General features: G+C 45.2%; 25 protein-coding genes. All 25 read right to left on the bottom strand.

Features of this window, described 5'->3' with window-relative positions; all coding sequences use genetic code 11:
* Positions 1-126 precede the first annotated feature (126 nt).
* The 25 genes from rpsB to EV213_RS09675 all read right to left on the bottom strand — a co-directional run bounded on the left by rpsB (position 127) and on the right by EV213_RS09675 (position 23268).
* Positions 127-825 carry a 30S ribosomal protein S2 gene (rpsB, locus tag EV213_RS09795; RefSeq protein WP_133580353.1) on the bottom strand — a complete coding sequence of 233 codons (699 nt, stop codon included), beginning with the start codon at positions 823-825 and terminating at the stop codon, positions 127-129.
* A 1514-nt stretch (positions 826-2339) separates the two neighbouring features.
* Positions 2340-2873: a DUF6115 domain-containing protein gene (locus EV213_RS09790; protein ID WP_133580352.1), complete on the bottom strand. Its 534-nt coding sequence runs from the start codon at positions 2871-2873 to the stop codon at positions 2340-2342.
* A gap of 4 nt (positions 2874-2877) precedes the next feature.
* Positions 2878-3672 carry a FliA/WhiG family RNA polymerase sigma factor gene (locus tag EV213_RS09785; RefSeq protein WP_133580351.1) on the bottom strand — a complete coding sequence of 265 codons (795 nt, stop codon included), beginning with the start codon at positions 3670-3672 and terminating at the stop codon, positions 2878-2880.
* A gap of 26 nt (positions 3673-3698) precedes the next feature.
* Positions 3699-4196: a chemotaxis protein CheD gene (locus EV213_RS09780; protein ID WP_133580350.1), complete on the bottom strand. Its 498-nt coding sequence runs from the start codon at positions 4194-4196 to the stop codon at positions 3699-3701.
* On the bottom strand, positions 4193-4804 hold the full coding sequence (locus tag EV213_RS09775) for a chemotaxis protein CheC (RefSeq protein WP_133580349.1): 612 nt from the start codon (positions 4802-4804) through the stop codon (positions 4193-4195). The genes EV213_RS09780 and EV213_RS09775 overlap by 4 nt, the downstream gene beginning before the upstream one ends.
* Position 4805: 1 nt before the next feature.
* A complete protein-coding gene (locus tag EV213_RS09770; RefSeq protein WP_133580348.1) occupies positions 4806-5279 on the bottom strand; it encodes a chemotaxis protein CheW in 474 nt (157 codons plus the stop codon).
* A 14-nt stretch (positions 5280-5293) separates the two neighbouring features.
* Entirely contained in the window at positions 5294-7333 is a 2040-nt protein-coding gene (locus EV213_RS09765) for a chemotaxis protein CheA (protein WP_133580347.1), read from the bottom strand.
* Positions 7311-8420 (bottom strand): protein-glutamate methylesterase/protein-glutamine glutaminase, encoded by a 1110-nt coding sequence (locus EV213_RS09760; protein ID WP_133580346.1) that lies wholly within the window; start codon positions 8418-8420, stop codon positions 7311-7313. The genes EV213_RS09765 and EV213_RS09760 overlap by 23 nt, the downstream gene beginning before the upstream one ends.
* Positions 8413-9306: a nucleotide-binding protein gene (locus EV213_RS09755; protein ID WP_166639245.1), complete on the bottom strand. Its 894-nt coding sequence runs from the start codon at positions 9304-9306 to the stop codon at positions 8413-8415. The genes EV213_RS09760 and EV213_RS09755 overlap by 8 nt, the downstream gene beginning before the upstream one ends.
* Positions 9299-10405: a flagellar biosynthesis protein FlhF gene (locus EV213_RS09750; protein ID WP_133580344.1), complete on the bottom strand. Its 1107-nt coding sequence runs from the start codon at positions 10403-10405 to the stop codon at positions 9299-9301. Before EV213_RS09750 ends, EV213_RS09755 begins: the two co-directional genes overlap by 8 nt.
* On the bottom strand, positions 10402-12444 hold the full coding sequence (gene flhA / locus EV213_RS09745) for a flagellar biosynthesis protein FlhA (protein ID WP_133580343.1): 2043 nt from the start codon (positions 12442-12444) through the stop codon (positions 10402-10404). Before flhA ends, EV213_RS09750 begins: the two co-directional genes overlap by 4 nt.
* A complete protein-coding gene (gene flhB / locus EV213_RS09740; protein ID WP_133580342.1) occupies positions 12441-13562 on the bottom strand; it encodes a flagellar biosynthesis protein FlhB in 1122 nt (373 codons plus the stop codon). The genes flhA and flhB overlap by 4 nt, the downstream gene beginning before the upstream one ends.
* The gene (gene fliR / locus EV213_RS09735) at positions 13559-14338 is read right to left on the bottom strand and encodes a flagellar biosynthetic protein FliR (RefSeq protein WP_133580341.1); all 780 of its coding nucleotides are present in this window, start codon (positions 14336-14338) and stop codon (positions 13559-13561) included. The genes flhB and fliR overlap by 4 nt, the downstream gene beginning before the upstream one ends.
* Positions 14339-14341: 3 nt before the next feature.
* Positions 14342-14611, bottom strand: a complete 270-nt coding sequence (gene fliQ / locus EV213_RS09730; protein WP_133580340.1) for a flagellar biosynthesis protein FliQ — start codon at positions 14609-14611, stop codon at positions 14342-14344.
* A 34-nt stretch (positions 14612-14645) separates the two neighbouring features.
* Positions 14646-15305, bottom strand: a complete 660-nt coding sequence (gene fliP / locus EV213_RS09725) for a flagellar type III secretion system pore protein FliP (RefSeq protein WP_133580339.1) — start codon at positions 15303-15305, stop codon at positions 14646-14648.
* Complete coding sequence (locus EV213_RS09720; RefSeq protein WP_166639244.1) at positions 15302-15922, bottom strand: flagellar biosynthetic protein FliO; 621 nt, start codon at positions 15920-15922, stop codon at positions 15302-15304. Before EV213_RS09720 ends, fliP begins: the two co-directional genes overlap by 4 nt.
* A gap of 8 nt (positions 15923-15930) precedes the next feature.
* On the bottom strand, positions 15931-16293 hold the full coding sequence (locus tag EV213_RS09715; protein ID WP_133580337.1) for a response regulator: 363 nt from the start codon (positions 16291-16293) through the stop codon (positions 15931-15933).
* Between the two features lie 18 nt (positions 16294-16311).
* Positions 16312-17436 carry a flagellar motor switch phosphatase FliY gene (gene fliY, locus EV213_RS09710; RefSeq protein ID WP_133580336.1) on the bottom strand — a complete coding sequence of 375 codons (1125 nt, stop codon included), beginning with the start codon at positions 17434-17436 and terminating at the stop codon, positions 16312-16314.
* A complete protein-coding gene (gene fliM, locus EV213_RS09705) occupies positions 17429-18427 on the bottom strand; it encodes a flagellar motor switch protein FliM (RefSeq protein WP_133580335.1) in 999 nt (332 codons plus the stop codon). Before fliM ends, fliY begins: the two co-directional genes overlap by 8 nt.
* A 16-nt stretch (positions 18428-18443) precedes the next feature.
* Positions 18444-18875 carry a flagellar basal body-associated protein FliL gene (gene fliL / locus EV213_RS09700; RefSeq protein ID WP_166639243.1) on the bottom strand — a complete coding sequence of 144 codons (432 nt, stop codon included), beginning with the start codon at positions 18873-18875 and terminating at the stop codon, positions 18444-18446.
* Positions 18876-18890: 15 nt separating this feature from the next.
* On the bottom strand, positions 18891-19085 hold the full coding sequence (locus EV213_RS09695; RefSeq protein WP_133580333.1) for a flagellar FlbD family protein: 195 nt from the start codon (positions 19083-19085) through the stop codon (positions 18891-18893).
* 33 nt (positions 19086-19118) lie between these two features.
* Positions 19119-20522: a flagellar hook-basal body complex protein gene (locus EV213_RS09690; protein ID WP_133580332.1), complete on the bottom strand. Its 1404-nt coding sequence runs from the start codon at positions 20520-20522 to the stop codon at positions 19119-19121.
* 25 nt (positions 20523-20547) lie between these two features.
* Complete coding sequence (gene flgD, locus EV213_RS09685) at positions 20548-21390, bottom strand: flagellar hook assembly protein FlgD (protein ID WP_133580331.1); 843 nt, start codon at positions 21388-21390, stop codon at positions 20548-20550.
* A 10-nt stretch (positions 21391-21400) separates the two neighbouring features.
* Positions 21401-22681, bottom strand: coding sequence for a flagellar hook-length control protein FliK (locus tag EV213_RS09680; protein WP_133580330.1), 1281 nt, complete (start codon positions 22679-22681; stop codon positions 21401-21403).
* 17 nt (positions 22682-22698) lie between these two features.
* Positions 22699-23268: a MotE family protein gene (locus EV213_RS09675; RefSeq protein WP_133580329.1), complete on the bottom strand. Its 570-nt coding sequence runs from the start codon at positions 23266-23268 to the stop codon at positions 22699-22701.
* Positions 23269-23270: the final 2 nt, after the last annotated feature.

Here is a 23270-nt window from a genome sequence, read left to right as displayed (position 1 = left end):
GTATACCGCTTTAAAACGGCTTTTTCTTATTGCGTCAGTGCTCGTTTATATCAAGCCTCACTTCGGCTTGTAAAAAAAGGTGGCAAAAGGCTATTCCCCCTTACCACCTCTCTTTTTGTATCAGACTTATGCAGGTGTTTCTTCGCCTTGTTTTGACTCAAGAACGGCATCTGCCATTTTTGCACATAACAAGCGAACCGCACGGATTGCGTCATCGTTCCCAGGGATAATGACATCAATTTCATCTGGATCACAGTTTGTATCAACAATAGCTACAATTGGAATGTTAAGTTTACGCGCTTCCGCAACAGCGATGCGCTCTTTACGAGGGTCAATGATGAACAATGCATCTGGAAGACCCTTCATGTCTTGAATACCGCCTAGGAATTTTTCAAGGCGTTCATGTTCTTTACGAAGTTGAACAACCTCTTTTTTCGGAAGGACGTCAAACGTGCCGTCTTCCTCCATTTTGCGGATTTTTTTCAGGCGTGTAATACGTTTTTGGATCGTTTCAAAGTTGGTTAACGTACCACCTAACCAACGTTGGTTCACAAAGTGCATACCTGCACGAGTTGCTTCTTCACGAACCGAGTCTTGTGCTTGCTTTTTCGTTCCAACAAACAAGACTGTTCCGCCATCAGCAGAGATATCACGTACAAAACGATACGCTTCTTCTACTTTCTTGACCGTTTTTTGCAGGTCAATGATGTAAATACCATTACGCTGTGTAAAGATGTAACGCTTCATTTTTGGGTTCCATCGACGAGTTTGATGACCGAAATGAACCCCAGCTTCTAAAAGCTGTTTCATTGAAATAACTGACATGTGTGTTTCCTCCTTTGTTTTACCTCCGCACTGCGTCAAGTAAATGACGAGACCTCTAAAGGCACACTCGTATTTATCGGCAGGCGTGTGTAGTCACACCGTGAGATAATATACCATAATCCACCTTCACAATCAAGCTTTTCCCACGTGTTTCGATGTTTTTCTTCTTATCAACTCAACTTTCGCACCTGACATCTGGCAGACGTGCCTAGATATAAATGGGTAAACCCTGCAATTTATTGTTGGGGTTGCTTTTTATACAAGCTGCCATACGCTCGCTTTCCGCGGGCGAACTGCGAGCCTCCTCGATCGCTTGCGCGCTCTGTGGGGTCTCGCTTAGCTCGCTTTTCCCGCTGGAGTCTCGCTAGTGGCTGCTTTTGATTTATTGACTCTTTTTACAAGCTAAGGTATTGCTCACATAAAATTTGTTATGGAATTTACCCAACCCAGCTAATTTCATGCTTTGCTATAAAATGAAGCTTGTTTTCTTTTGGAAGTGTACGGTAATGGACGTTGGTATCTTCCTTTACTAAACAAGGATATTGCCACCACTTTAGCACTTTTAGCATTGAAGATGGTTTTTGCGCAGCGAAAGTTGATTTTGCAGAAGACAGCAGTCTATCCTCATTCTAGGGTGGACTGCTGTCTTCTCAATTAGCTTTATCATACGTTTGGTGTTTACTTCTATCGCAGTAAAGTATGCATGTTTCGGAAATGCCCCATGTACTTAGTTGTATGCAGTCCATTCTTGTGTTCCATGATCGGTCTAGGCTTTATTCGCTTTTTGAACGTATCGCTTAACTCAAATTAATTTGTTCCATTTATACGCAAAATTCACTTGAGCTTCCTGACTCTCTCATCCAACAGATCGAACAGAATTTGCATGGTCAGCAACATCTACCACTGCATCAATCCTGCGAAGCCGGTGATCTTCGTGCACCAGGTGATATGATCTGCATGAAACGATGAACTTACTTCTCTTGTTTGCTAAAGCAACAAGCTTCAACTTCCTTTTCCATTTCTCTGGTATACGAGAACCGGACAAATAAAATAAATTTACACAGAACAATCATCAGCGGAGTCAAAATACGTAGACTCCTGCGGGAACAGCGCGAGCTGAAGATCCCGCAGGAAAGCCGCTTTTGCTTTCCGAGGAAGCTGAAGCCGTGCCCGCGGAAAGCGGAGTATTTTGACGAAGCGGCCGTGGCATAAGCGCAACATCGACTTGAGAAGACTTCGTCGTGTTTTCTTTGCCGCTGGAATCTCGCTAGTGGACAGGTTTTAATGCACTCATTTTTATGATGTGACATGAATTAAAAGGGACTCATCTAGTTTTTTAGAGCGTAGAGGTCTGCTTAGTTACTAAATTTGATCATAGACAAGCAGCTATACTCTCACTTTTACATTGAAGGGCATAATCTGCGACATCCCGTTTTTCAGTTGGATAAACGCCAAAAAACGCAGCCGAGGTCTCTCGTCACTGCGCCTAGGACCACTGAGGACTTTTCTCCTGCTCATACGTCCTTTTTATGGTTCATTTTAATTGTCAGCTGAACTTCGGTCTTTCCTTTGTTCAGTTTCCTCGCAATGTCTTCCACCGTCCAGCCTTTTTCTGCAAGCTGGAGGATTTTCGCTTCATTGGAGGTGGTGTACAATTGCTCTTCTTTTAAAGGCGGTGGTGAATAGACAGCCTCATCGGTTTCCAGAGGTGGGCTGTAAGTCTCCGTCGCTCTGTGCAAATACTGTCCAAATGTTGCCCCTACCTGTGGGATTGCTTTTGGAGCAGAATCCTTACTTATTTGCGGGACGGGTGGAGTGCTTGGTTCAGAAGACCCATTGACCCCCTTTTCCTGCCGCTTAGATAGCTTTTCAATTGCCTGTAAAAGTTTTTCGTTATCTTCATGCGTGTCATCCATATACGCAAGCAACTCTTTGCCAAAGGCTGGGGTGCCCTGATTCTCTACTGCCTTTAGCTTCGTGTACAGAATAACAATACATAAAAGCACAATAATGTTTAGTAAAATGCTTGCTATGACAAGAACGTACATTGGTTCACCTCGAATTGGTAGAGCGTTTCGCGATCTCTTCACCTTGAATAAGATGCTTCATTTTAAATAATGCCTTGGAATGTATTTGCGACACCCGCGACGTCGATAACGACAGCATGCGCCCAATCTCAGTTAACGTCAGCTCTTCCTTATAAAAAAGACTGATGACAAGCTGTTCTTTTTCGTTTAACTCATGCAAGAGCGTGGTCATTTCATTCAGTGTTTCTTCATGCTCCATTTGTTCTTCTGGAGTCCGAGCTCGCTCGTCCTTAATATTCACTGTAGCCTTGTCTTCTTTTTCACCACGATCTGAATAGCCTTCGTCCATCGATAGGATATTTGCGAAAAATCCTTCAGAAAGCGCTTCGTATACATCCGCGGCCTGATAGCCGGTATGTTCCGCAATCTCTTCGGCCGTAGGGCGTCGCATGAGGCGTTGCTCAAGAACGTCAACCGCCGCATCGATTTTTTTACACTTTTCTCTTAAACTGCGAGGCATCCAATCTTCTTTTCGCAAGCCATCCATAATAGCACCACGAATGCGAAAACTCGCATACGTATCAAATTTAAGGTCTCTATCGATATCAAATTTTTCAAGCGCATCATATAGCCCAAGTAACCCATAGCTGCTTAACTCGTCACGCTGAATATTTTTAGGAAGTCCTGAGGCAATACGCTGAACATGGTAGGCTACTAACGGATAGTAATAGGCAATTAAATCATTGCCTGCTTCGGGATCACGGCTATCAGCCCAGCACCGCCACGCGGCTTCTGGTTCATTCGTACGGGCGAACGTCATATAATCCCTCCTCATCGCCAGACTGCTCATATGTCAAACGTCCCCTTTTGGAATAGTTTTATCGTAAAGACGCTGTTTTTCGGTGTGAAAACAACGGTTCTTCCTTGATGACCACCGACATGCTCATTTAATAATGGAATGTTGCAGTGTTTAAGCTGTTCTTTAATGGCTTCTACATTCCGTGGCCCAATGTTTAACTGTCCATTGCTGTTTGAGAATTGAAACATTTGAGCACCTCCAGCAATTTTCGCCTTCAGATGCTTGGCTCCTTGCTGCTGTAGTTTTTTGCATAGATAAGGAACAGCTGTATCGGCAAATTTCCCTGGTTTCGCAGGCACTTTAGATTGATCAATGCTTGATGATGGCAGCATGACATGTCCCATCCCTGCGACTGATACACTTTCATCAAACAGGACCACAGCAACACAGGACCCTAGTCCAGTCGCTTTCAATTGCTCTTCTCCAGCAGAAAAGACGACCTCAGCGATGCCTACACGATGCGCAATTGGTTTCGTTTGAATCATTTTGCAGCCGCTCCTAACGCATCCAAAAACGTTTGATAGGTCGTTAAATGAGGCATGAATAAAAATTGCACGGCCCCAGGACCAATGTCCTTAAAGGCTGAATCAATAAACAATACCTCATCGCCATAAGCGGACGCTTCTGCCAAACCAGCTGACAGAACCGCACCAACCATATCAAACACCACATTCGGCACAGACGGAGAAAGTGTGAGCTTCGTCAGGTTGTAAATCGCGGTGAGATAGGCTCCTAACACGATGTTGCCAACTTCGCCAACTGCTGAAAATTCGAGGCTTTTGAAGCTTTCTTTCGACCTTTCTCCCAAGAGCAAGGTCAACAGAGCATGTGCTGTTTCTGGAGAAAATAGAACAAACATCCACCCTTCTGCCTCGCCAGATACCCGAAAAACAGAAGCAATTGTCGGCGAATCGGCTCCACCAAGTCGCTCTAAGGCATCATCAAAGCCTAACAAGTGAACAGAAGGAACTTGGAGCATCACAGGGCGGCCGATCAGTTCGGACAATGCGCCCGCAGCGTGACCTGCTCCAATACTGCCGATTTCTTTTAACACATCCAATTCAGCGTCGTTCAGCAACTGACTGTGCGTCATATTATTCGTCCAGCTTTTTTAACGAATTCACTTCGCTTTCGTTGAGAACCTTGTCTAGATTCAAAAGGATTAAGAGTCGATCTTCGAGCTTCGCGACACCATTTAAATAATCCCTCTCCACAACACCTACAACAGATGGTGGCGGTTCAATGGCTTGTAAAGGAATATCAATAACATCATTGGCGGCGTCCACAATTAACCCTACTTCCATCTGACCGACCGATACAATAATCATTCTTGTTTTATCTGTGTGAGGGACTTCTTCGAGATCAAAGCGGCTCCTTAGCGCAATAATAGGCGTAATGACCCCCCTCATATTAATGACACCTTTGACAAATGTCGGTGCTTTAGGGACGCGCGTAATAGCTTGCATACGCTCAATGGATTTGACTTGATTGACAGGAACTCCGTAAGACTCATCCTCTAATTGAAATACAATAACCTTCATCTCTTGTGTTTGTACATTTTCTGTCATGGTAATGGCCCCCTTTAGGATTTAATAAGCGAATTGCAATCAACAATAAGTGACACTTTTCCGTCGCCAAGAATCGTCGCGCCAGAAATGGCAAAGATGGACGTTAAATAGTTTCCTAACGATTTTAAGACAACTTCCTGCTGGCCAATGAGCTCATCCACAACAATGCCCGCCATTTTATCCCCTTTCCGAACGATAAGAACGGAAAGATGCGATCCTTGTTCATCCATGCCTTCAACGTTAAACACACGGCCAAGAAAGACGAGTGGAACGACCTTCCCACGGAAATCGATGACCTCCTGCTGATGGGCACGCATCACTTGGTCTCTTCGAATGATTGCTGTTTCTACGATTGATGAAAGCGGGATAGCGTATGTTTCATCAGCAATTTTTGTTAGCATGACAGAGATGATTGAAAGCGTAAGGGGCAGTTGGACTGAAAAGGTGGTGCCTTTGTTTAACTCCGACGTGATCGAAATATGGCCCCCAAGTGACTCTATAGTGTTTTTTACGACATCCAGACCGACACCTCTACCTGACACATCAGATATTTTTTCGGCGGTAGAAAACCCAGGAGCCATCGTTAATTCAAAGACCTGTTGCTCTTCTAGTTGATCCGCTTGATCAGATGTGACGAGACCACGTTCAATCGCCTTTGCAAGCACCTTTTCTTTCGCGATCCCCGCGCCATCCTCTTTAATGTCAATAAACACGTGATTGCCACTATGGTATGCGGATAGTGTGAGGTGACCCACTGGCGTTTTTCCACGTTGAACGCGTACTTCTGGCGTTTCAATCCCGTGATCCAGAGCATTCCTAATCAAATGCACGAGTGGGTCGCCAATTTCATCAATGACTGTGCGGTCAAGCTCCGTTTCAGCACCAACAATGTCCAGCTGAACCTGTTTGCCCAAATCTTTTGCCAGCTGACGCACCATTCTTGGGAAACGATTGAACACTTGATCCACTGGAACCATGCGCATCGTTAAAATCATACTTTGTAAGTCCTGCGACGTTCTTACCATCCGTTCGACGGAGTCATTTAAATCATCATTTCCAAGTTCCTTTGATATCTGCTCTAGTCGACCACGACCGACAACAAGCTCTTCAAATAAATTCATTAAGTGATCAAGCTTGGCGATGTTCACACGAATTGTTTTTGATGCTGCTTTTGGTGTATCAACACTGGCTTCCTTGCTCGACACTACCTGCTTATGTACATCCTCAGGAGGCATCTCGACAACCGACTCAGCGCCTTTTACATCCTCCTCTTCAGAGGCATCCATAGTGCGTTGCATTGGCGCCAGGTCAACCCCAGCAATTTCTGACACTTTAAGAATAACCGCCTCAATTTCTGCTTTGCTATCTTTCGTAATCAAAACAAGTTGGAAATGATCATCAAAGTCTTCTTTTTCAATATTTTCGACATTCGGTGCGGAGTAGACAATGTCGCCTTTTTTCTCCATCAATTCAAACACCATAAATGCCCGAGCCGCTTTCAATAAACAATGTGGCGACAAGTAAACAATGATATGGTACGCGTCAAACCCTTGCTCAAAAGATTGATCAATGACTGTTTGCGTAAACGAATCAAGGGCGAGCTCGCTATACGAATCTTGAATGTTCGCAGAAGCGTTTTCTGCTTTCCGAACGCTTTGGCCCTTTGTGGAGGTTTTGCCTAGTTCAATGTCTGTCAGTTCGGCAACGGCGGCCGAGACATCTTTTTTCCCATTGCCACCAGAAGAAATATCATCCACCATCGCCTCCATTAAATCCACAGAAGTAAACAATACATCAAGGACTTGCTGTGTGACGTGAAGGACTTTATTTCGAATTTGGTCTAGTACGTTTTCCATTTGATGCGTTAAATTGGCAAGGTCATCATACCCCATTGTTGCAGACATGCCTTTAATGGTATGCGCTGCCCGAAAAATGACCTCTATATGCGTCAAATCAGTCGGGTCTTTCTCAAGCTGCAGTAAGCTGTCGTTGATTCCTTGCAAATGCTCCTTGCTTTCATCAATAAACACGTCAAGATATTGATTGGTTTCCATCGGTAATCCCCCCTGCAGGTAAAAGTTTTTGACAGAGCGAGTCGGCAACTTTGTCAATATCTGTTTCTTCATCATGTAACTCTGACTGAATAATGGATCCTGGCATGCCATGAATGATTGACGTACGTTTTGATTGCGCAATGCAATAGTGACGACCTTGCTCCTTTAACGCCCGAACCCCTTTTGTCCCGTCCTTGCCCATCCCAGTTAATATGACTGAGGTAGAGGCGATGCCTAGTTTTGCAACAGACAAGCAGAGCACGTCCACCGAAGGTCGATGTCGATGAAGTGGTGGGGCAGTGCTTAGACAAGCGGCCAATGACGACCCTACACGTTCAATGACCAAGTGAACTCCCCCAGGTGCAATGTAGGCGTGACCCTTTTTTAAAAGCTCTGCGTGTGATGCTTCCTTAACTGTAATGCGTGATTGTTGATGTAGCCTTTTCGCAAGCGATCCAGTAAATCCTGGGGGCATGTGCTGCACAATGACAATCGGTGTCTGAAAATCTTTCGGAAGGTTTGTCAGCACAGCCGCTAATGCCCTTGGCCCACCAGTCGACGATCCAATCACAATCAACTCCGGTTGTTGGGCTCTTCCTGTACGCATCCGCCTAACTGGCTCTGGTTGTTTGATCGTCACTTTTGGCGGCTTTTGCTTCACTACAGGCTGTTTATACACCGGGTTGGCAGACGCTGCCTGGACCACTTTTTGCACAAGCTCATCCTTGACCAAATCAAGATCCAAGGAGATGGCCCCAGAAGGCTTCTGGACAAAATCAATCGCACCACGCTGCATGGCATCAATGGTCAATTCAGCCCCTTTAATGGTGACACTTGACAGCATTATGATCGCGCATGGACTTTGCGCCATAATCTCACTTACAGCTTCGAGGCCATTTTTTACCGGCATCTCAACATCCATCGTCATGACATCTGGCCGATGGCGTTTGGCTTTTTCGACAGCATCCTCTCCATTCCGTGCGATATCAACGATCTCTATATCGGGATGTGATTCTAAAAAGGAACGGATGAGTTTTCGCATAAATGCCGAATCATCAACGATTAGGACACGAATTTTATTACGCACGTTTCTTTCCTCCCCACCTCTGCGATAGCCGTTGAATAAAGGATGGTCGATACTCTTCAGCACTTGGCTGTAATGTCAGCTTTCTGGCCATCCCTCTTACAGCTTGACTAGCCATTGCCTTTGGGAGACGACACACAAATGGCACTTGGGCTTTCACTGATGACACAACCGCCGGATCCTCTCTAATCACGCCAAGCAACTCAACCTCTTTTTGCAAAAAGCGCTTCGCAACAGCCTGAATGCGCTCGGCAGCTGCCAATCCCTCTTTTTCGGAAACCGCTTTGTTGACAATAAGCTGGATTGGAATCATAGGTTCATAGTGATGAACCCACTTTAAAGCGCTGTACAGATCGGTTAGTGCTGGTGGCTCAGGCACAGTCACACCAATGATGCGATCAACACTTGTAAGAACAGGAACCCGGTCCTTAGAAATTCCGGCACCTAAGTCAAACAACACAAAATCATACTTTGAAAATCGTTCCTCTAACTCCCCAAGTGCCAATTGAACGACATCTTCATCTGGAGATAGCTCTTCGGCTAGCGCACTCCCGCCAGCGATAATGTCGATCCCATATAGTGAAGGTTGAATGAGAGTGCTAACGTCGCCACTCCCACGCAACAGATCAGCCATTGACATCGTAGAATACGTCCCTACCATGGCATCTATGTTCCCCATGCCGATGTCCATATCCACAAGCAATACGCTATAGTTCAATTCTGTAAGTGCGATACCTAGATTTACGGACACATTTGTTTTTCCAACGCCACCCTTTCCACTCAAGACGGCGATGCTACATGTCGGTGTCTGTGAATCTCCCATTCGTTGCTTTTGGGATGGCTGTTGTTGCTGAAGCAGTTGTCTTAGTGAGCTCGCCTGATCACCCATAAAGTTTCCTGCTTTGAGCAAGCAAATTCGTGATCGATTTCGTTGAGGAGGAAACGATATCTTCTGGTACATCCTGACCCATCGTGACATACGCAACACCAAGCTGATGCTTGTCCACCATATTAAACATCGCACCATACGAAGACGTTTCATCTTTTTTCGTAAAAATAAAGCGATTGATCGGAATCTTACGGAAGTTTTGATAAATCTGTTCCATGTCGTCATGCTTCGATGTTAAAGACAAAACGAGGTACGTCACACACTCTTTTTCATCTGGGAGCATTCGGCTAAGTTCTTCTACAAAGCCTTCTTCTCTATAGTTTCGTCCGGCCGTATCAATAAATACTTTGTCTTTGTCCTTCAACTTTTCCAATGCCTGTGTGACATCCTCTGGAGAGTAAGCCACCATAACCGGAGCGTCGAGTATTTCACCATAGGTTTTCAATTGTTCAATGGCTCCAATACGATACGTATCAAACGTTATAAAACCAACCGATTGCTTTTGATTTACCGTTGCATCCGCTGCAAGTTTGGCCAGCGTTGTTGTTTTGCCAACACCTGTTGGACCGACGAGGACGACGATTTTATGCTGCAATTTCGCAGGGCCATGAGGTATTTTTCCAAGCTGCCCCTCGAAGTATATCCGCTCCCAATCCATGAGTTCAGATGAATCTGGCTTTTCACGGTTGTACCAGTTTTTAAGTAAGAATTGACAAACACCATCGATTTGATCACTTGCAAAACCGTTTTGAACCAGCCGCTTTTCGACAGATTGAAGCCAATCGGGAAGTTGGTTACGAGCTTGGTTGCTCCAAGTGATTTCTGTTGCGTGCTTCTTTGCCGTTGAAGGACGTAACTCCATTCCTTTCGTTGGCCTTAGTGTTGGTTTTTCTTTTATAGGCTTAGTCCGCTTTTCAGACACATGAGGGTAGGGATCGATTGTGGCGAGCACTTCAATTTGCGGCTTTTTAAAAAACCCTAGCCACCCCCCCGTTTGAACCTTTTTCGAGTGTAAGATCACAGCATTTTGACCGAGCTCATGCCGGACCTTTGTCATGGCTTCAGGCATACTGCCCGCGACTATCTTTTTGGTTTTCATGACATACTCACCATCCCTACGCTCTGAATTTCAATTGATGGCTCCAGCTCATTATAGGAAAGGACAGGAACCGTTGGTAAATACTTTTCAATCATATCTTTGACATACATTCGAACGGCTGGTGAGCAAAGGATCACAGGAGAAGTGTCTTGCTCTGCCAAGCGATTGGCTTCAGACGAAATCGATTCAATCAACGATTGCGAGTCTTGCGGATTAAGATGCAAGTAGCTTCCTTGCTCTGTGTGCTTTATCGCTTCAGCAATCGTTTTCTCTGCACTTCCTGACAACGTTAATACTTGAAGCTGACGAGCATCACCTGCAAATTGCAACGTAATTTGCTTGGCCAACTGCTGTCGAGCGTATTCCGCAAGTAAATCTGTGTCACTCGTATGGCGGCCATAATCCGCAAGAGCTTCGAAAATAAGTGGTAGGTTTTTAATGGACACTTGCTCCTTCAGCAATTTGGCGAGCACTTTTTGCACAGAGCCGACGGATAACGGCTCTGGCGTCACATCCTCCACTAGAATCTCATGTGTTTCTTTAAGATGCTCAATCAGCTGCTTCGTTTCCTGACGACCCAGCAACTCATACGCATGTCGTTTTATCACTTCCGTCATGTGGGTAGACACAACAGAAGGAGGGTCCACAACTGTGTATCCTGCCAGTTCAGCCGTTTCTTTCATCCCATCAGAAATCCATTTGGCGGGCATTTGGAAGGCCGGTTCGATCGTGTCGAGACCTTCTACTCGTTCATCGTCATATCCTGGACTCATCGCTAGATAATGATCGAGCAACAACTCCCCACGAGCAACCTCATTGCCTTTGACCTTCAAACGATATTCATTTGGCTGCAACTGGATGTTGTCGCGGATGCGAACGACAGGAACAATAAGGCCTAGCTCAATCGCCAACTGTCTACGAATCATAACCACTCGATCCAGGAGATCGCCACCTTGCTCGGTATCTGCAAGAGGAATCAATCCGTACCCAAACTCGAATTCAATCGGATCGATTTGCAACAAGCTCATCACACTTTCAGGACTTGTTCGATCGTCTTCGTTCGTCTCCTCATCGGTCACTGCCGCCATTTCTCCTGCTTCAAGCTCTTTTTTCTGACGGCTGATAAGATACGCACCCACAATCAGGATTGCCGCAACCGGCAGTGTGACTTGAAATGGGATCGGCGCAAGTACGCTTAAGAGAAGAATGGTAGCTCCTGCCACATACAGCATTTTCGGGAAGGCAAGCAATTGCTTCGTAATGTCCTGGCTTAAGTTGCCGTCTGAAGCGGCACGTGTCACAACAATCCCGGTTGCCGTCGAAACGAGCAATGCAGGGATCTGGGTGACGAGCCCATCCCCAACCGTGAGCAATGTAAAGGTTTGAGCTGATTCACCAAAGGAAAGGCCCATCTGAACCATACCAACAACCATACCAACAATTAAATTAATAATGACAATGATAATCGCTGCGATGGCATCCCCTTTAATAAATTTGCTTGCCCCATCCATCGAACCATAAAAATCGGCTTCTTTTTCTACTTTCTCTCTTCGTTCGCGGGCTTGGGTCTCAGTGATCATCCCAGCATTCAAATCGGCATCAATACTCATTTGCTTTCCTGGCATCGCGTCCAATGTAAAACGCGCACCAACCTCCGAGACACGCTCGGCCCCTTTTACAATAACAACAAATTGGATAATAACGAGAATGACAAAGACGACAAAGCCAACAAGGGCATTTCCACCGACCACAAACGCACCGAAGGCTTCGATGACGTGTCCAGCATTTGCATCAGACAGGATCGCTCTTGTCGTTGATACACTTAACCCTAATCGAAACAAAGTTAAGAGGAGTAGCAAAGCAGGGAAAATCGAAAACTCCAACGGTTCTTTCATGTTCATCGCAACAAGTATGACCACTAACGAGAGGGCGATATTTGTAATGATGAGCAAGTCAAGTAAGAAAGGAGGCAGTGGGATGACGAGCATAACAATGATTAGAATGACAAAAGTTAGAACTGAAAAATCACGTACGATCATCCTCTTCTCTCCTTATTCATAGTTGTTTTTGTATTGTTTTTTAATTGGTACACATAGGCTAGAACTTCAGCTACTGCTTGAAACAGATTCGCTGGGATGGCATCTAGCACATCCAATTGTGCGTAAAGCGCTCTTGCTAATGGCTTATTTTCAACAAGCGCGATATTTGCTTCTTTTGCTAGCTCCTTAATTCGCAAAGCCATATGATCCTGGCCTTTTGCAATGACATAGGGCGCTTCAGAAACCGATTCATCATACTTCAGTGCAACCGCAAAGTGGGTTGGGTTTGTTATGACCACATCAGCGTGTGGCACTTCCTGCATCATTCGCTGCATGGCCATCTGTTTTTGTTTTTCTTTTCGCTTGGAACGTATGAGTGGATCACCTTCAGATTTTTTGTATTCATCCTTCACGTCTTGCTTCGACATCCGAATATTTTTCTCATGGTCAAAGCGTTGATAGAAATAATCAAGCCCTGCCAAAAAAATAAGGAGTATGGAAGCGGAGAGCCCCATCATAACCGTCGTCTCTGCGAAAAATTGCAACGATACCTCAAGACTTTGCTGTGAGAGCACAAGCAACTCATCAAGATTGAGCCAGATGACTAAGAAAGTAGCAAAACCGACCAGTGATATTTTCAGCAATGACTTTATAAATTCAACAAGTGCGCGAACTGAATATATTCGTTTAAAGCCCTGGAGCGGATTTAAGCGATCAAGCTTTGCTTTAATGACTTCCCCTGAGAACATTGGTCCGACTTGAATGTAATTCGCAAAAATGGCAGCTGCAGCAGCTACACCCATGATTGGCGCCAAAAACAATCCGGCATCGACCATGATTTCGATAAAAAGCTTCATCACATTATCAATCGTTAAAGATGCACTCATATCTTGTGTGAAGGTGTTGATGAAGAACCCTAAAGCAGCGTCCTTCATATACCCGCCTCCAACCGAAAAGAAAACAAACATAAAGAGGAGAATGATCGCTGTATTTATATCTGCGCTTTTCGCAATTTGCCCCTTTTTTTTCGTATCCTCCCGTTTTTTCGGTGTTGCCTTCTCTGTTTTCTCTTGCGAAAAGTATTGTAAATTTAGCTCTATCATTGTCTGCCGCTTCATACATTTCCCTCCAAAGCCAGCAGGACATCTCGCATTGTCTTCGTTACCAAGCTGAACATTTCATCTGCCAACATAAAAAACGCAGGCATGACAATAATAAGCATGATAAAACTGACCAAAATTTTTAACGGAAGACCGACGACAAATACGTTAAGCTGCGGCACTGAACGGGCAACAATTCCTAGCGCGACATCAACAAGAAACAAGCACCCAACTACAGGAATCGCCATTTGCAGAGCGATGAGAAACATTTTCGTAAAAGCGACAATGACGGTATGAACAGCGTTCCCGTCAGCAATTGAAAGACCATCAAGTCCAAGGGGCAATAGCTGATAGCTGTAAAAGATACCATTCAATAGCATGTGATGGGCATCTACGCTTAATAAAAACAACAACGAAAAGGTATACAAATATTGTCCGACAAGCGGGGTTTGTGCTCCGGTTTGCGGGTCAATGACATTGGCGACAGCAAACCCCATTTGAAAATCAATAAATGCCCCAGCAATTTGAAAGGCGCTCATAATGATATACGCGATGAGTCCTAGCGCAAGGCCAACGAAAATTTCTTGTAATAGATACGCCACGTAAGTGCCATCGACGCCAATTGGCGGCGCATCTATCGTGTAGATCATCGTCCAGCTGAGAAAGATTGAAAGGCCAACACGGTAGATGACAGGTACGTTACGATATGAGAATAGTGGCAGCACAGTAAAAAATGAAGCCACTCGGGCGAGAACCAATAAGAACACCGGCCACTGCAATAAAAATTCAGTCATACGTTACCCTGCAAAGCGCGAGAGATTTTCAAAGATGGCATGCGCGTAATTGACCATTTCTGTGAGCATCCAAGGGCCAAAAAAGACGAGGCCCACTAAGACGGCGATGATTTTAGGAATAAAAGCAAGCGTTTGTTCCTGAATTTGAGTGGTCGCCTGAAAAATACTCACAATCAGACCTGTAACGAGCGCCAATAGCAGCAACGGTCCCGACACGAGCAGTGTAATGTAGACGCCTTCCTTTGCAAAAGCAATGACAGTCTCGGCATTCAATGTACAACGTCCTTTCTTGATAAAAACATTGGTTCTAAAAGCTATACAGCAATGATTTCACAACAAGATACCAACCATCAACAAGCACAAAAAGCAGGATCTTAAAAGGCAATGAAATCATGACGGGGGGAAGCATCATCATCCCCATTGACATCAACACAGACGCAACGACCATATCGATGACTAGAAACGGAATAAAAATCATAAAGCCAATCGTGAAAGCCGTTTTAAGCTCTGATATCGCGTAGGCAGGCACTAGTGAAGTGAGTGGAATATCCGCCACACTTTCAGGACGCTCAGCTCCGCTATATCCTAGAAACAGCGCAAGATCTTTTTGTCTTGTATGTTGAGCCATAAATTCCTTCATTGGCAAAGCTGCTGCATCGAACGCTTCTTCAGCATCCAGTTCCCCTGCAAGCAGAGGTTGAAGTGCTTGATCATTCACGTCCGCAAATACTGGTGCCATAATGAAAAAGGTTAAAAACAACGCCAAGCCAATTAACACTTGTGTTGGCGGCATTTGTTGCGTAGCTAATGACGTCCGCACAAAACCTAAAACAATGATAATGCGTGTAAAGCTTGTCATTAAAACGAGTACGGCTGGTAAAAAAGAGAGTACAGTCAGCAAAAGCAACAGCTGCAAGGATGTTGATATGCCGGGCAATCCCTCCACTGAATTCACTAGTTCATTCATTTTGAGTCCCCATTGTTTTTCTTCCAACTTGACGACATCTGTTTACGTTGCTGCTTTAATTTCTCAAGCTTTGTCGTAAACGATGCTGTGAAGGATTCGTCTTCTGATCCTTCTTGTTGTTCCATGAAGAAACGAATGTCTTCAGGATCATTGATCTCAGCAAGTAGCTCGACCTGCTGACCGACCCCTACAACGAGAATTTTCGACCCTGCCTTAACGACCTGAATAGAACGTTGCTGCCCAAGTGGGAGGCCAGAGATCGACTGCAAGCCTCCCTTCGCCTGCAGAGCCGATTGACGTTTTTTGACGAGCATTAGAATGAGATACAACAATGCAATGACGGCAGCGAGAGCCAAAAATGCTCGTAATGCATCAAACACTAGGCTCTCATTATCGCTTGCCACTTCTTCAGTACCAGGAAGAGCGTCTATGCTTCCATCATTCTCGACGTCATTTTGCGTTGTCGTTTCTTCACTTGCAGACTCATCATTTTCAGCAGGCTGTTGATACAGATCACTCACAGTTGGTTCTGAGGCGTTCGCGCTATGCGGCAATCCATACATGGCAACAATACTTGCGATAAAGACAATCGCAGCGACTTTCTTTAATGCATGCACAGTCATCACTACTCGAGCGTTTTATTGATCGCTTCAACGACACGATCCGCTTGAAACGGCTTTACAATAAAGTCTCTTGCGCCGGCGCTGATCGCTTCAATAACCATCGCTTGCTGCCCCATCGCTGAACACATAATAATGTTTGCGTCACTATCAAATGCACGAATCTCTTTTAATGCAGAAACGCCGTCCTTTTCAGGCATTGTAATATCCATCGTGACAAGGTCAGGGGAAAGCTCTTTGTATTTCTCAACGGCTTGATTGCCATCCACAGCTTCACCAACAACTTCAAAACCATTTTTTGTTAAAATATCTTTTATCATCATTCTCATGAAAGCAGCGTCATCAACTATTAAAATTTTATGAGCCATGTCAAGAAACTCTCCCTCTTACTGCAATTTTTTTATTCGATCGTTTTGACTAATGATATCCGTAACGCGAACGCCGAAATTCTCGTCTATGACGACAACTTCACCTTTCGCAACCTTCTTTTGGTTGATCAATATATCGACGGGCTCTCCTGCCAACTTATCAAGCTCAATTATAGAGCCCGAAGCCAAATCAAGAATGTCCTGAACTTTGCGTTTTGTGCGTCCAAGCTCAACTGTCACCTGTAAAGGGATATCAAGCAACATGCCAATATTCGCGGAGTCCACATGATGTGGTTGCTCAATCTCATCGAAGCTAGAGAATATGGCTGGTTGAACTTCTTGCGCTTTTGGAGCCGCCTTTGATGCTGTTGGCGCTGGTTGACTAGATGACTGTGAGCTTTGTACCATCTGCTGGCGCGGTGCTTCAACAGTCGGTGGTGTCAGTGTTTCTTGCGCCGGAGCCGATTGATTATCTTCTTTATTGATTCGGAACAACTCGGCCACTAGATCTTTACTAAAATCGATCGGAACAAGCTGCATCAATGCGGAATCGATCAACTCACCCACTTTTAGACGAAAGGATACTTGTGCGATCGTTGGGTCCTCTGGAATTGATTTAAAATCTTCATTCTTAAAATCCCATACTTCAACAGACGGTGGTGAGATATCTACCTTTTTATGAAAGACGGTGGACATAGACGTTGCTGCCGAACCCATCATTTGGTTCATGGCTTCCTGGACAGCACTTTTTTCAAGCTCGCCCAATTCCTCACCGGGGTCAGTCCCATCTCCGCCTAGCATCAAATTGGCAATAATCATGGCGTCGCGGGTTTCCATAACGAACACGTTGTGACCGACAAATCCTTCTGTATAGCTGACTACAATCGCCACGTAAGGTCTTGGAAACGCTTCTTGCAACTCTTCACGTTGAATGACTCGAACCGTAGGTGTTGTAATTTCAACCTTTTGTTGCAGGAGAGCAGACAGTGCCGTTGCCGAACTTCCAAAGGAGATATTAGCGATCTCACCCATTGCATCCGACTCGACCTCCGATAACGATAACTCAGGGGAAGTGGTGTCTTCTGCCGGTGCAGTTCCTTTCAGCAATGCATCAATTTCATCTTGTGAAAGCATGTTACTCATCTTCTTCTTCTCCCCCCTTAATCTTCTCTAATATTTGCACAGCCAACTTCTTTCCCTTTGTTCCGGGTTGCGCAGTAAATTTCGGAACATCGCCAACTTTTATCACTAATGGCGAATGAATGGACTGTTGGAGTTCAATCACATCATCGAGCTGAAGGCTTAAAAAATCCTCTACAGAAATCGTTGATGTCCCGAGCTCCGCACTTAGCGGAAGCGTCGCTTTTTCGAGCTTTTTCTGCAGTAAATCAGCTGTTTCTTTAGGCTGTTCCCTACGTCCTGTTTGCATCCAATAATGAACAGATAATTTCGAAATGATAGGTTCGAGCACAACGTGCGGAATACAAATATTAATCATGCCAGTAGAATCACCTATAGTTGTGTTCAGGCTAATGACAATAACCGTTTCATTCGGTGATACCATTTGCAGAAATTGCGGATTGCTTTCAAACTCATCCAAAGATGGTTCGATATCCACAATCGATGACCACGCCTCTTTAAAATGCTCACTCATTCTTTCAAACAGCTGGGATATGATGCGTGTTTCTATTTCAGTTAACGCTCCTGAGCTTTTGTAAGAACGTCCTTGACCACCCAACATCCTCTCCATCATTGCGTAGGCAATGACTGGGTTGACTTCCATAATCATTCGACCTTCAAGTGGCTCCATCTCAAACACGTTTAAAATCGTCACTTTTGGAATGGATCGGATGAATTCCTCATAGGGAAGTTGGTCAACGGAAGCGACTTTTATGTCGATGTATGTACGCAACTGGGCAGAAAAATACGTCGTCAGTAGTCGAGCCAGATTGTCATGGATTCTGGACAAAGAGCGAATCTGATCTTTCGAGAATCGCAGCGCTCGTTTAAAGTCATAGACCTTTACACGGCGTTTTGTTTCTTCCACTTTGAATTGCTCCGTGTCCATCTCTCCCTTTGAGATGGCGGAAAGTAAGGCATCAATCTCCCCTTGAGAAAGAATTTCCTCTGCCAATTGAATTCACCCCTTTCTATTGAAGAACAAAGGATGTCGTATACACATTGACGACATGACCATGGTCCAATAAAGCGCCCAGTTTCTTCTTCAGTGTTTCTTCCAATGCCGCAATACTGTTGGCTTCCTTAAAATCAGCTTCTTCCATCCCAGCAAACTGATGAATTAGCACATTTTTCACTTGAAAGCCACGTTTCTCCAACTCTTTCTTCGCTTTTTCACTGTCGGTTTCTATCGTAAATTGTGCCTTCACATATTCACCTGAGTGAAGATTCGTTGTCATTTCCTCTGTTGCATACGACCAGGTGACTATTTCGTCAATGGTCGGCTCTGCATTGACTTTAGGTTCGTTATCAAAAAACATAAGCCACGCAAAAACGCCGATGAGTAAGACAATCACGATGACAAGCACAAGAACCGTAGAACGTACCGCACGATTTTCAAACAATGGGATACCTCCGTTCTACTTTACTATCTGTTGATGAATCTCCCGCTGATAGTTGATGACTTTGCGGACAACAAGCTTTTCTTCATCACGAACGACAAAGGTTTTGCCGTTCGTCAAAGTAATCGTTGTATCAGGATGAGATTCAACCTGTTCGACCAAAAGTGCATTTAAATGAAACACTTTTCCATTTAACCGAGTCACTTCAATCATGATATCCCGCGCCCACCAAAGGCACTGTCCCCCCTATCGTTTCAGATTGACAAGCTCCTGCAAGATTTCATCAGCGGTTGTAATGATTCTTGTATTTGCTTGAAACCCACGCTGGGCAATAATCATCTCTGAAAATTCTTCTGCTAGATCGACGTTGGACATTTCAAGCGTTCCTGCGGCGACGGCTCCATATACGCCACTACCTGGACGTCCAAGTTCATTTAATTGCAAGCCATTGCCATCTGCATCAGGTGACCCCGAATTCGTAGTAGCTTTATACAAGTTATCTCCAGATTTTTGCAAGCCTCCATTGTTTGGAAAAGAAGCAACAAGAAGTTGACCTGCTTTTTTCAATTGACCACGTGCGTCAATGAACGATATCGTACCGTCAGAACCAATCGAAAAACTTTTTGCGCTCTTCGGAATTTGGATCAAACCAGCCTCAAAGCTTAGCCCCGTCGTATAGGATGGCTCTGTTGCCGCATGCGCTGCATTTTCTGCCGTCTCAATGATGTTTACAGGTGTCTCCATTAGGGGAACTATGTTTTTAAGGAGATCTTCGACGTCAGGTGCTACTTCATCACCTGTAGTTTCAGCTGCATCTGAAATACTAGCAAGCTCTTTAGCAAGTGCCTTTAAGTTACCTAATTGATTGCCCATGCCAGCATTAAAGCCAGAGTTTTCACCAGTATCATTCGCAGTTTCCAAATCTGAGATAAATGCGCCTATGGCACCGCCTGCGCTTATTGTTTCCCCAGCCCCAATTTGTGCTGTAGTTCCTGCAAATGTCTGAATGGCCTCTTGAATCTCATCTACTGTTGTTGCACTCGACAAGCTTTGGTTAAAAGCAGTTACTGCACTGATAAACGTAGTCAAGTCTCCGTCTGGACCTGTAAAACTCTTTGCAGCCGCAGCTTCAGCAGGATCTGGCATGACCTTCTGACCGGCTTCCCCAACAAGGTACAAGCCGTCTGAATTCACAAGATAGCCTTCTTCATCGATAAAAAAACGGCCAAAACGGGTGTAGCTAAGGTCCATCGCGTCATCGATGCTGCCATCAATGATGTTTGAGCCCATTCCACCGCTTGTATCCTTTTGTACAAGGGTGCCATCAATGATTGATCCAACGACGAAAAATCCGTCTCCTGCAAGTGATAAATCTAAAGCCCGAGAGGTTGATTGTGTCGACCCTTGGGTATGAATCGTGTCAATTGTCGTCACGGTGCTTCCTAGTCCGACTTGCTTCGGGTTAATCCCCCCACGCCCCTGAGCAGCAGCACTTGCTCCTGAGATCGCTTGATACATTTGATCTTTGAATGTTACGCGCCCTTTTTTAAAGCCGACCGTGTTTACGTTGGCGATATTGTTGCCAATGACATCAAGCTTCAATTGAAAATTTTTCATCCCACTAATTCCTGAATATAACGAACGTAGCATCGTCCATTCCCCCTAATTTAATTTATCAAGTGACGTCGGTTTCTTCCTGTGGCTCTTCTTGTTGATTTTCTTCCGGCTCATCGGTTGCCTCTACAGGTTCTGTCACTCCACCGTTCTCACTGCTTTCACTATCTTCGTCTCCAGCATCTGATGGAGGCGGTTCTGTTCCTTCGACTGGCGAATCTGCCTCAAGTGGTGGTTCCACGACTGGCGGATCGTCTACGATAGGCGGAATCACCGGCGCCGACTCATCCGGTACAGTTGGATCATCAGATGGCTCGGTGCCATTCTCTAGTGGTGCTGTGGTGTTCTGTCCTTCTTCTGTCAACTCTTCAGCTGGGAGTGACTCGGTGACGGGCGGTGTTTCAGGAATTGGTGGTACTACTGGTTGTTGATGACCCGCTTCAGGCTCGGGCTTATCTGTTTCTGAGATGGAGACGATGCTCGCTTCTGGTACCTTTGTGCCATCTTCTAGCTGATACGTAATCCCTTGAGAGCTAGAAAACACAGACGTTACAATGCCTGTTTTGGCTTCTCCTTCACCTTCTCCATTTTGATAACGAATCGTTTTTCCTAGAAGCTCTGCGGCAGCTGTCAAACCATTTTGTGATTGCTTGCTAGCAAACTCCTCAAAGGTTTTGTTGAGATTTGTCATTTGCTCTAGAGAAGAAAAGCTCGCCATTTGAGCAATGAATTCTCTATCCTCCATTGGGCTCATAGGATCCTGATGCTGAAGTTGCAGAATTAATAGTTTCAGAAAGTCATCTTTATCAAGCTTGTCTCCAGCTTCTCTCATGGTTTCCTTAGGTTCGAGCATGGTTGCTTTTTGTGTCGGAAGGTCGTATTGGTTTCCTATACTTGGGCTCATCCACTGCCTCCTAGACTCTTAAATTCAGAAGCTCTTGTTCTAGTTCATCGATAAAGCGACTTGTCTCTGCATCAGCTTCTTGTGACGTACCTTGCTCTTGATCAGAGCTCTGCTGCTGATCGTCTGTATGCTGCTCTGTCAGCGAGCGTTCCGTATCATCCGCTTGAGCGATTTCAATTCGATCAATTTGGATATTCTGTTGACCTAAAGCGTTCCTGAGCTGATGTAAATTGGATTCTAATAACTCTTTTGTTTGTGTGACGTGAGCTGTGACAAGGGCAACAATCCCTTGATTGGTCTGTGTTAAACGAAGCGTTACCTGCCCCAGGTTCTCCGGTTGAAGCTGGATTGTTAATCGCGTTGGCAAAGCTTCAGGACGTGCAGAGAAATGATGTTTGAATGCTTGCTGCAACTGCTCTAGTACGGGACGTTGTGTTTGGGATGCCCCAGGCAAAGTCTCAGTTTTTTGAAGGGCCGTATGCAAGGAAGTTCCTTTCCCTTGCTCTGAATGCACAGGGACTACAGGCTGCGTCTGTTGCACCTGGCCTTCTAACAGTTTCCACCTCTGTTGCTCCCCTTGATGCGTCCATTTAGATTCGATCCCCTTACGTGCATCACTTGAACCGACGATTGCCGCTTTTAACGTCTCCCATTGGTCAGGAAGCTTATTTTTCACGTTTGCTAGCTGTACCAAAACCTCAATGCGCTGTAAGGGTACTGTCCCTTCAGTCATCATTGACACTTGTGTTTGCGGCATTGTTTTCGTAGCTTGCTGTTGTGTTTGTTGATGGGTTAGGTGTTGAATGGGCTTCTCTGTTTGACCAAGAAGTTGCTGCAAAGCTACCCTGAGTTCCTGCTGGCTGCTTTTCGCGACCTCGCCGCTACTTTGCTTTCCCTCTGATAAGGTCATCAGCTGTGAAACTAAGACCACAAGCTGTTGAAGCTGCACTTCGCTACCATCTCCGACATCATTCTTCTCTTCGACAGGGATGTCACTTTCAAGCAAAAGCTCCTCTGCCGATACGATCTGACTTAGCTTCGAAAGGAGCGCCTCTAGATCCTCAAATGACATGCCTGTTTCTTGAAGCAATGCCTTCACCTCTGCAAGGAACGACGGGAGCGTGGCCTCACTATTGCTCAACACACTTTTTGTCGTTGCTCCTAAAGAAGCTGAAAAATAGTCCCCAAATAGTGTTGTGATGCTCAATTCTTTGCCATTTTCAGTTGTTGAAAGCTTTTGGACCAATGAGTTCAGTTGCCCTGTAAGTGGCATTGCTGGAAAACCATTCATTCTCTCACCTCCTCTCCTTATGGCAGGTTTGCGGCAATTGATTCTGCTATCGGGGCCGCATCGACTGGTTCCATGCTCGTCAGGATTGCACCACGTTGGTCAGGCTTCATTTGCAGAAGCAGTCCCGTAACAATTTCCTGATCCATTTCACTGAACAACTCGGCTGCCTTTGAGGCCGACATCGCCTCAAACGTTTTAATCGTTTCTGCTGCCTGGTCTTGCTCATTCTGCTGAACAGTTTCCCGTTGCTCCTGCGCTCGACGAGCCTCCATCACATCCTGTTCAAGGGAGGCTATCGTTTGCTCAGATGTTTCAAGACTGGCTTTCAGTTCCGCAATTTGTTTCTCTTGATCACTATTCAACGCTGTCAATTGCTGTAGCTTCGCTTCATCGTCCTGAGTCGCCGTATCTTCGTCGACCCATTGCTCTAGGAACGGCACAGAACTTGCCAGTGATTTCCCCGTATCAATAATGTTCATTCCTAAGAAATACATCACGACGAATGTTAGCGTCAGTGCTGCAGCAAAAGGCAAAAGGATGACGAGAAAAAACCATTGCCACCGTTTGTTTGCTTGTTTCTTTTTCATAC

This window comes from Aureibacillus halotolerans (assembly GCF_004363045.1).
GTDB classification, from domain to species: domain Bacteria; phylum Bacillota; class Bacilli; order Bacillales; family DSM-28697; genus Aureibacillus; species Aureibacillus halotolerans.
The sequence above is the reverse complement of the archived record's forward strand: the minus strand, read 5'-3'. Positions and strand labels throughout refer to the sequence as shown.

Coding starts and splice junctions, on each gene's coding strand:
- rpsB (WP_133580353.1), bottom strand. CDS start 825: ATGTCAGTTATTTCAATGAAACAGCTTTTAGAAGCTGGGGTTCATTTC.
- EV213_RS09790 (WP_133580352.1), bottom strand. CDS start 2,873: ATGTACGTTCTTGTCATAGCAAGCATTTTACTAAACATTATTGTGCTT.
- EV213_RS09785 (WP_133580351.1), bottom strand. CDS start 3,672: ATGACGTTCGCCCGTACGAATGAACCAGAAGCCGCGTGGCGGTGCTGG.
- EV213_RS09780 (WP_133580350.1), bottom strand. CDS start 4,196: ATGATTCAAACGAAACCAATTGCGCATCGTGTAGGCATCGCTGAGGTC.
- EV213_RS09775 (WP_133580349.1), bottom strand. CDS start 4,804: ATGACGCACAGTCAGTTGCTGAACGACGCTGAATTGGATGTGTTAAAA.
- EV213_RS09770 (WP_133580348.1), bottom strand. CDS start 5,279: ATGACAGAAAATGTACAAACACAAGAGATGAAGGTTATTGTATTTCAA.
- EV213_RS09765 (WP_133580347.1), bottom strand. CDS start 7,333: ATGGAAACCAATCAATATCTTGACGTGTTTATTGATGAAAGCAAGGAG.
- EV213_RS09755 (WP_166639245.1), bottom strand. CDS start 9,306: ATGGGTGATCAGGCGAGCTCACTAAGACAACTGCTTCAGCAACAACAG.
- EV213_RS09750 (WP_133580344.1), bottom strand. CDS start 10,405: ATGAAAACCAAAAAGATAGTCGCGGGCAGTATGCCTGAAGCCATGACA.
- flhA (WP_133580343.1), bottom strand. CDS start 12,444: ATGATCGTACGTGATTTTTCAGTTCTAACTTTTGTCATTCTAATCATT.
- flhB (WP_133580342.1), bottom strand. CDS start 13,562: ATGAAGCGGCAGACAATGATAGAGCTAAATTTACAATACTTTTCGCAA.
- fliR (WP_133580341.1), bottom strand. CDS start 14,338: ATGACTGAATTTTTATTGCAGTGGCCGGTGTTCTTATTGGTTCTCGCC.
- fliP (WP_133580339.1), bottom strand. CDS start 15,305: ATGAATGAACTAGTGAATTCAGTGGAGGGATTGCCCGGCATATCAACA.
- EV213_RS09715 (WP_133580337.1), bottom strand. CDS start 16,293: ATGGCTCATAAAATTTTAATAGTTGATGACGCTGCTTTCATGAGAATG.
- fliY (WP_133580336.1), bottom strand. CDS start 17,436: ATGAGTAACATGCTTTCACAAGATGAAATTGATGCATTGCTGAAAGGA.
- EV213_RS09695 (WP_133580333.1), bottom strand. CDS start 19,085: ATGATTGAAGTGACTCGGTTAAATGGAAAAGTGTTTCATTTAAATGCA.
- EV213_RS09690 (WP_133580332.1), bottom strand. CDS start 20,522: ATGCTACGTTCGTTATATTCAGGAATTAGTGGGATGAAAAATTTTCAA.
- flgD (WP_133580331.1), bottom strand. CDS start 21,390: ATGAGCCCAAGTATAGGAAACCAATACGACCTTCCGACACAAAAAGCA.
- EV213_RS09680 (WP_133580330.1), bottom strand. CDS start 22,681: ATGAATGGTTTTCCAGCAATGCCACTTACAGGGCAACTGAACTCATTG.
- EV213_RS09675 (WP_133580329.1), bottom strand. CDS start 23,268: ATGAAAAAGAAACAAGCAAACAAACGGTGGCAATGGTTTTTTCTCGTC.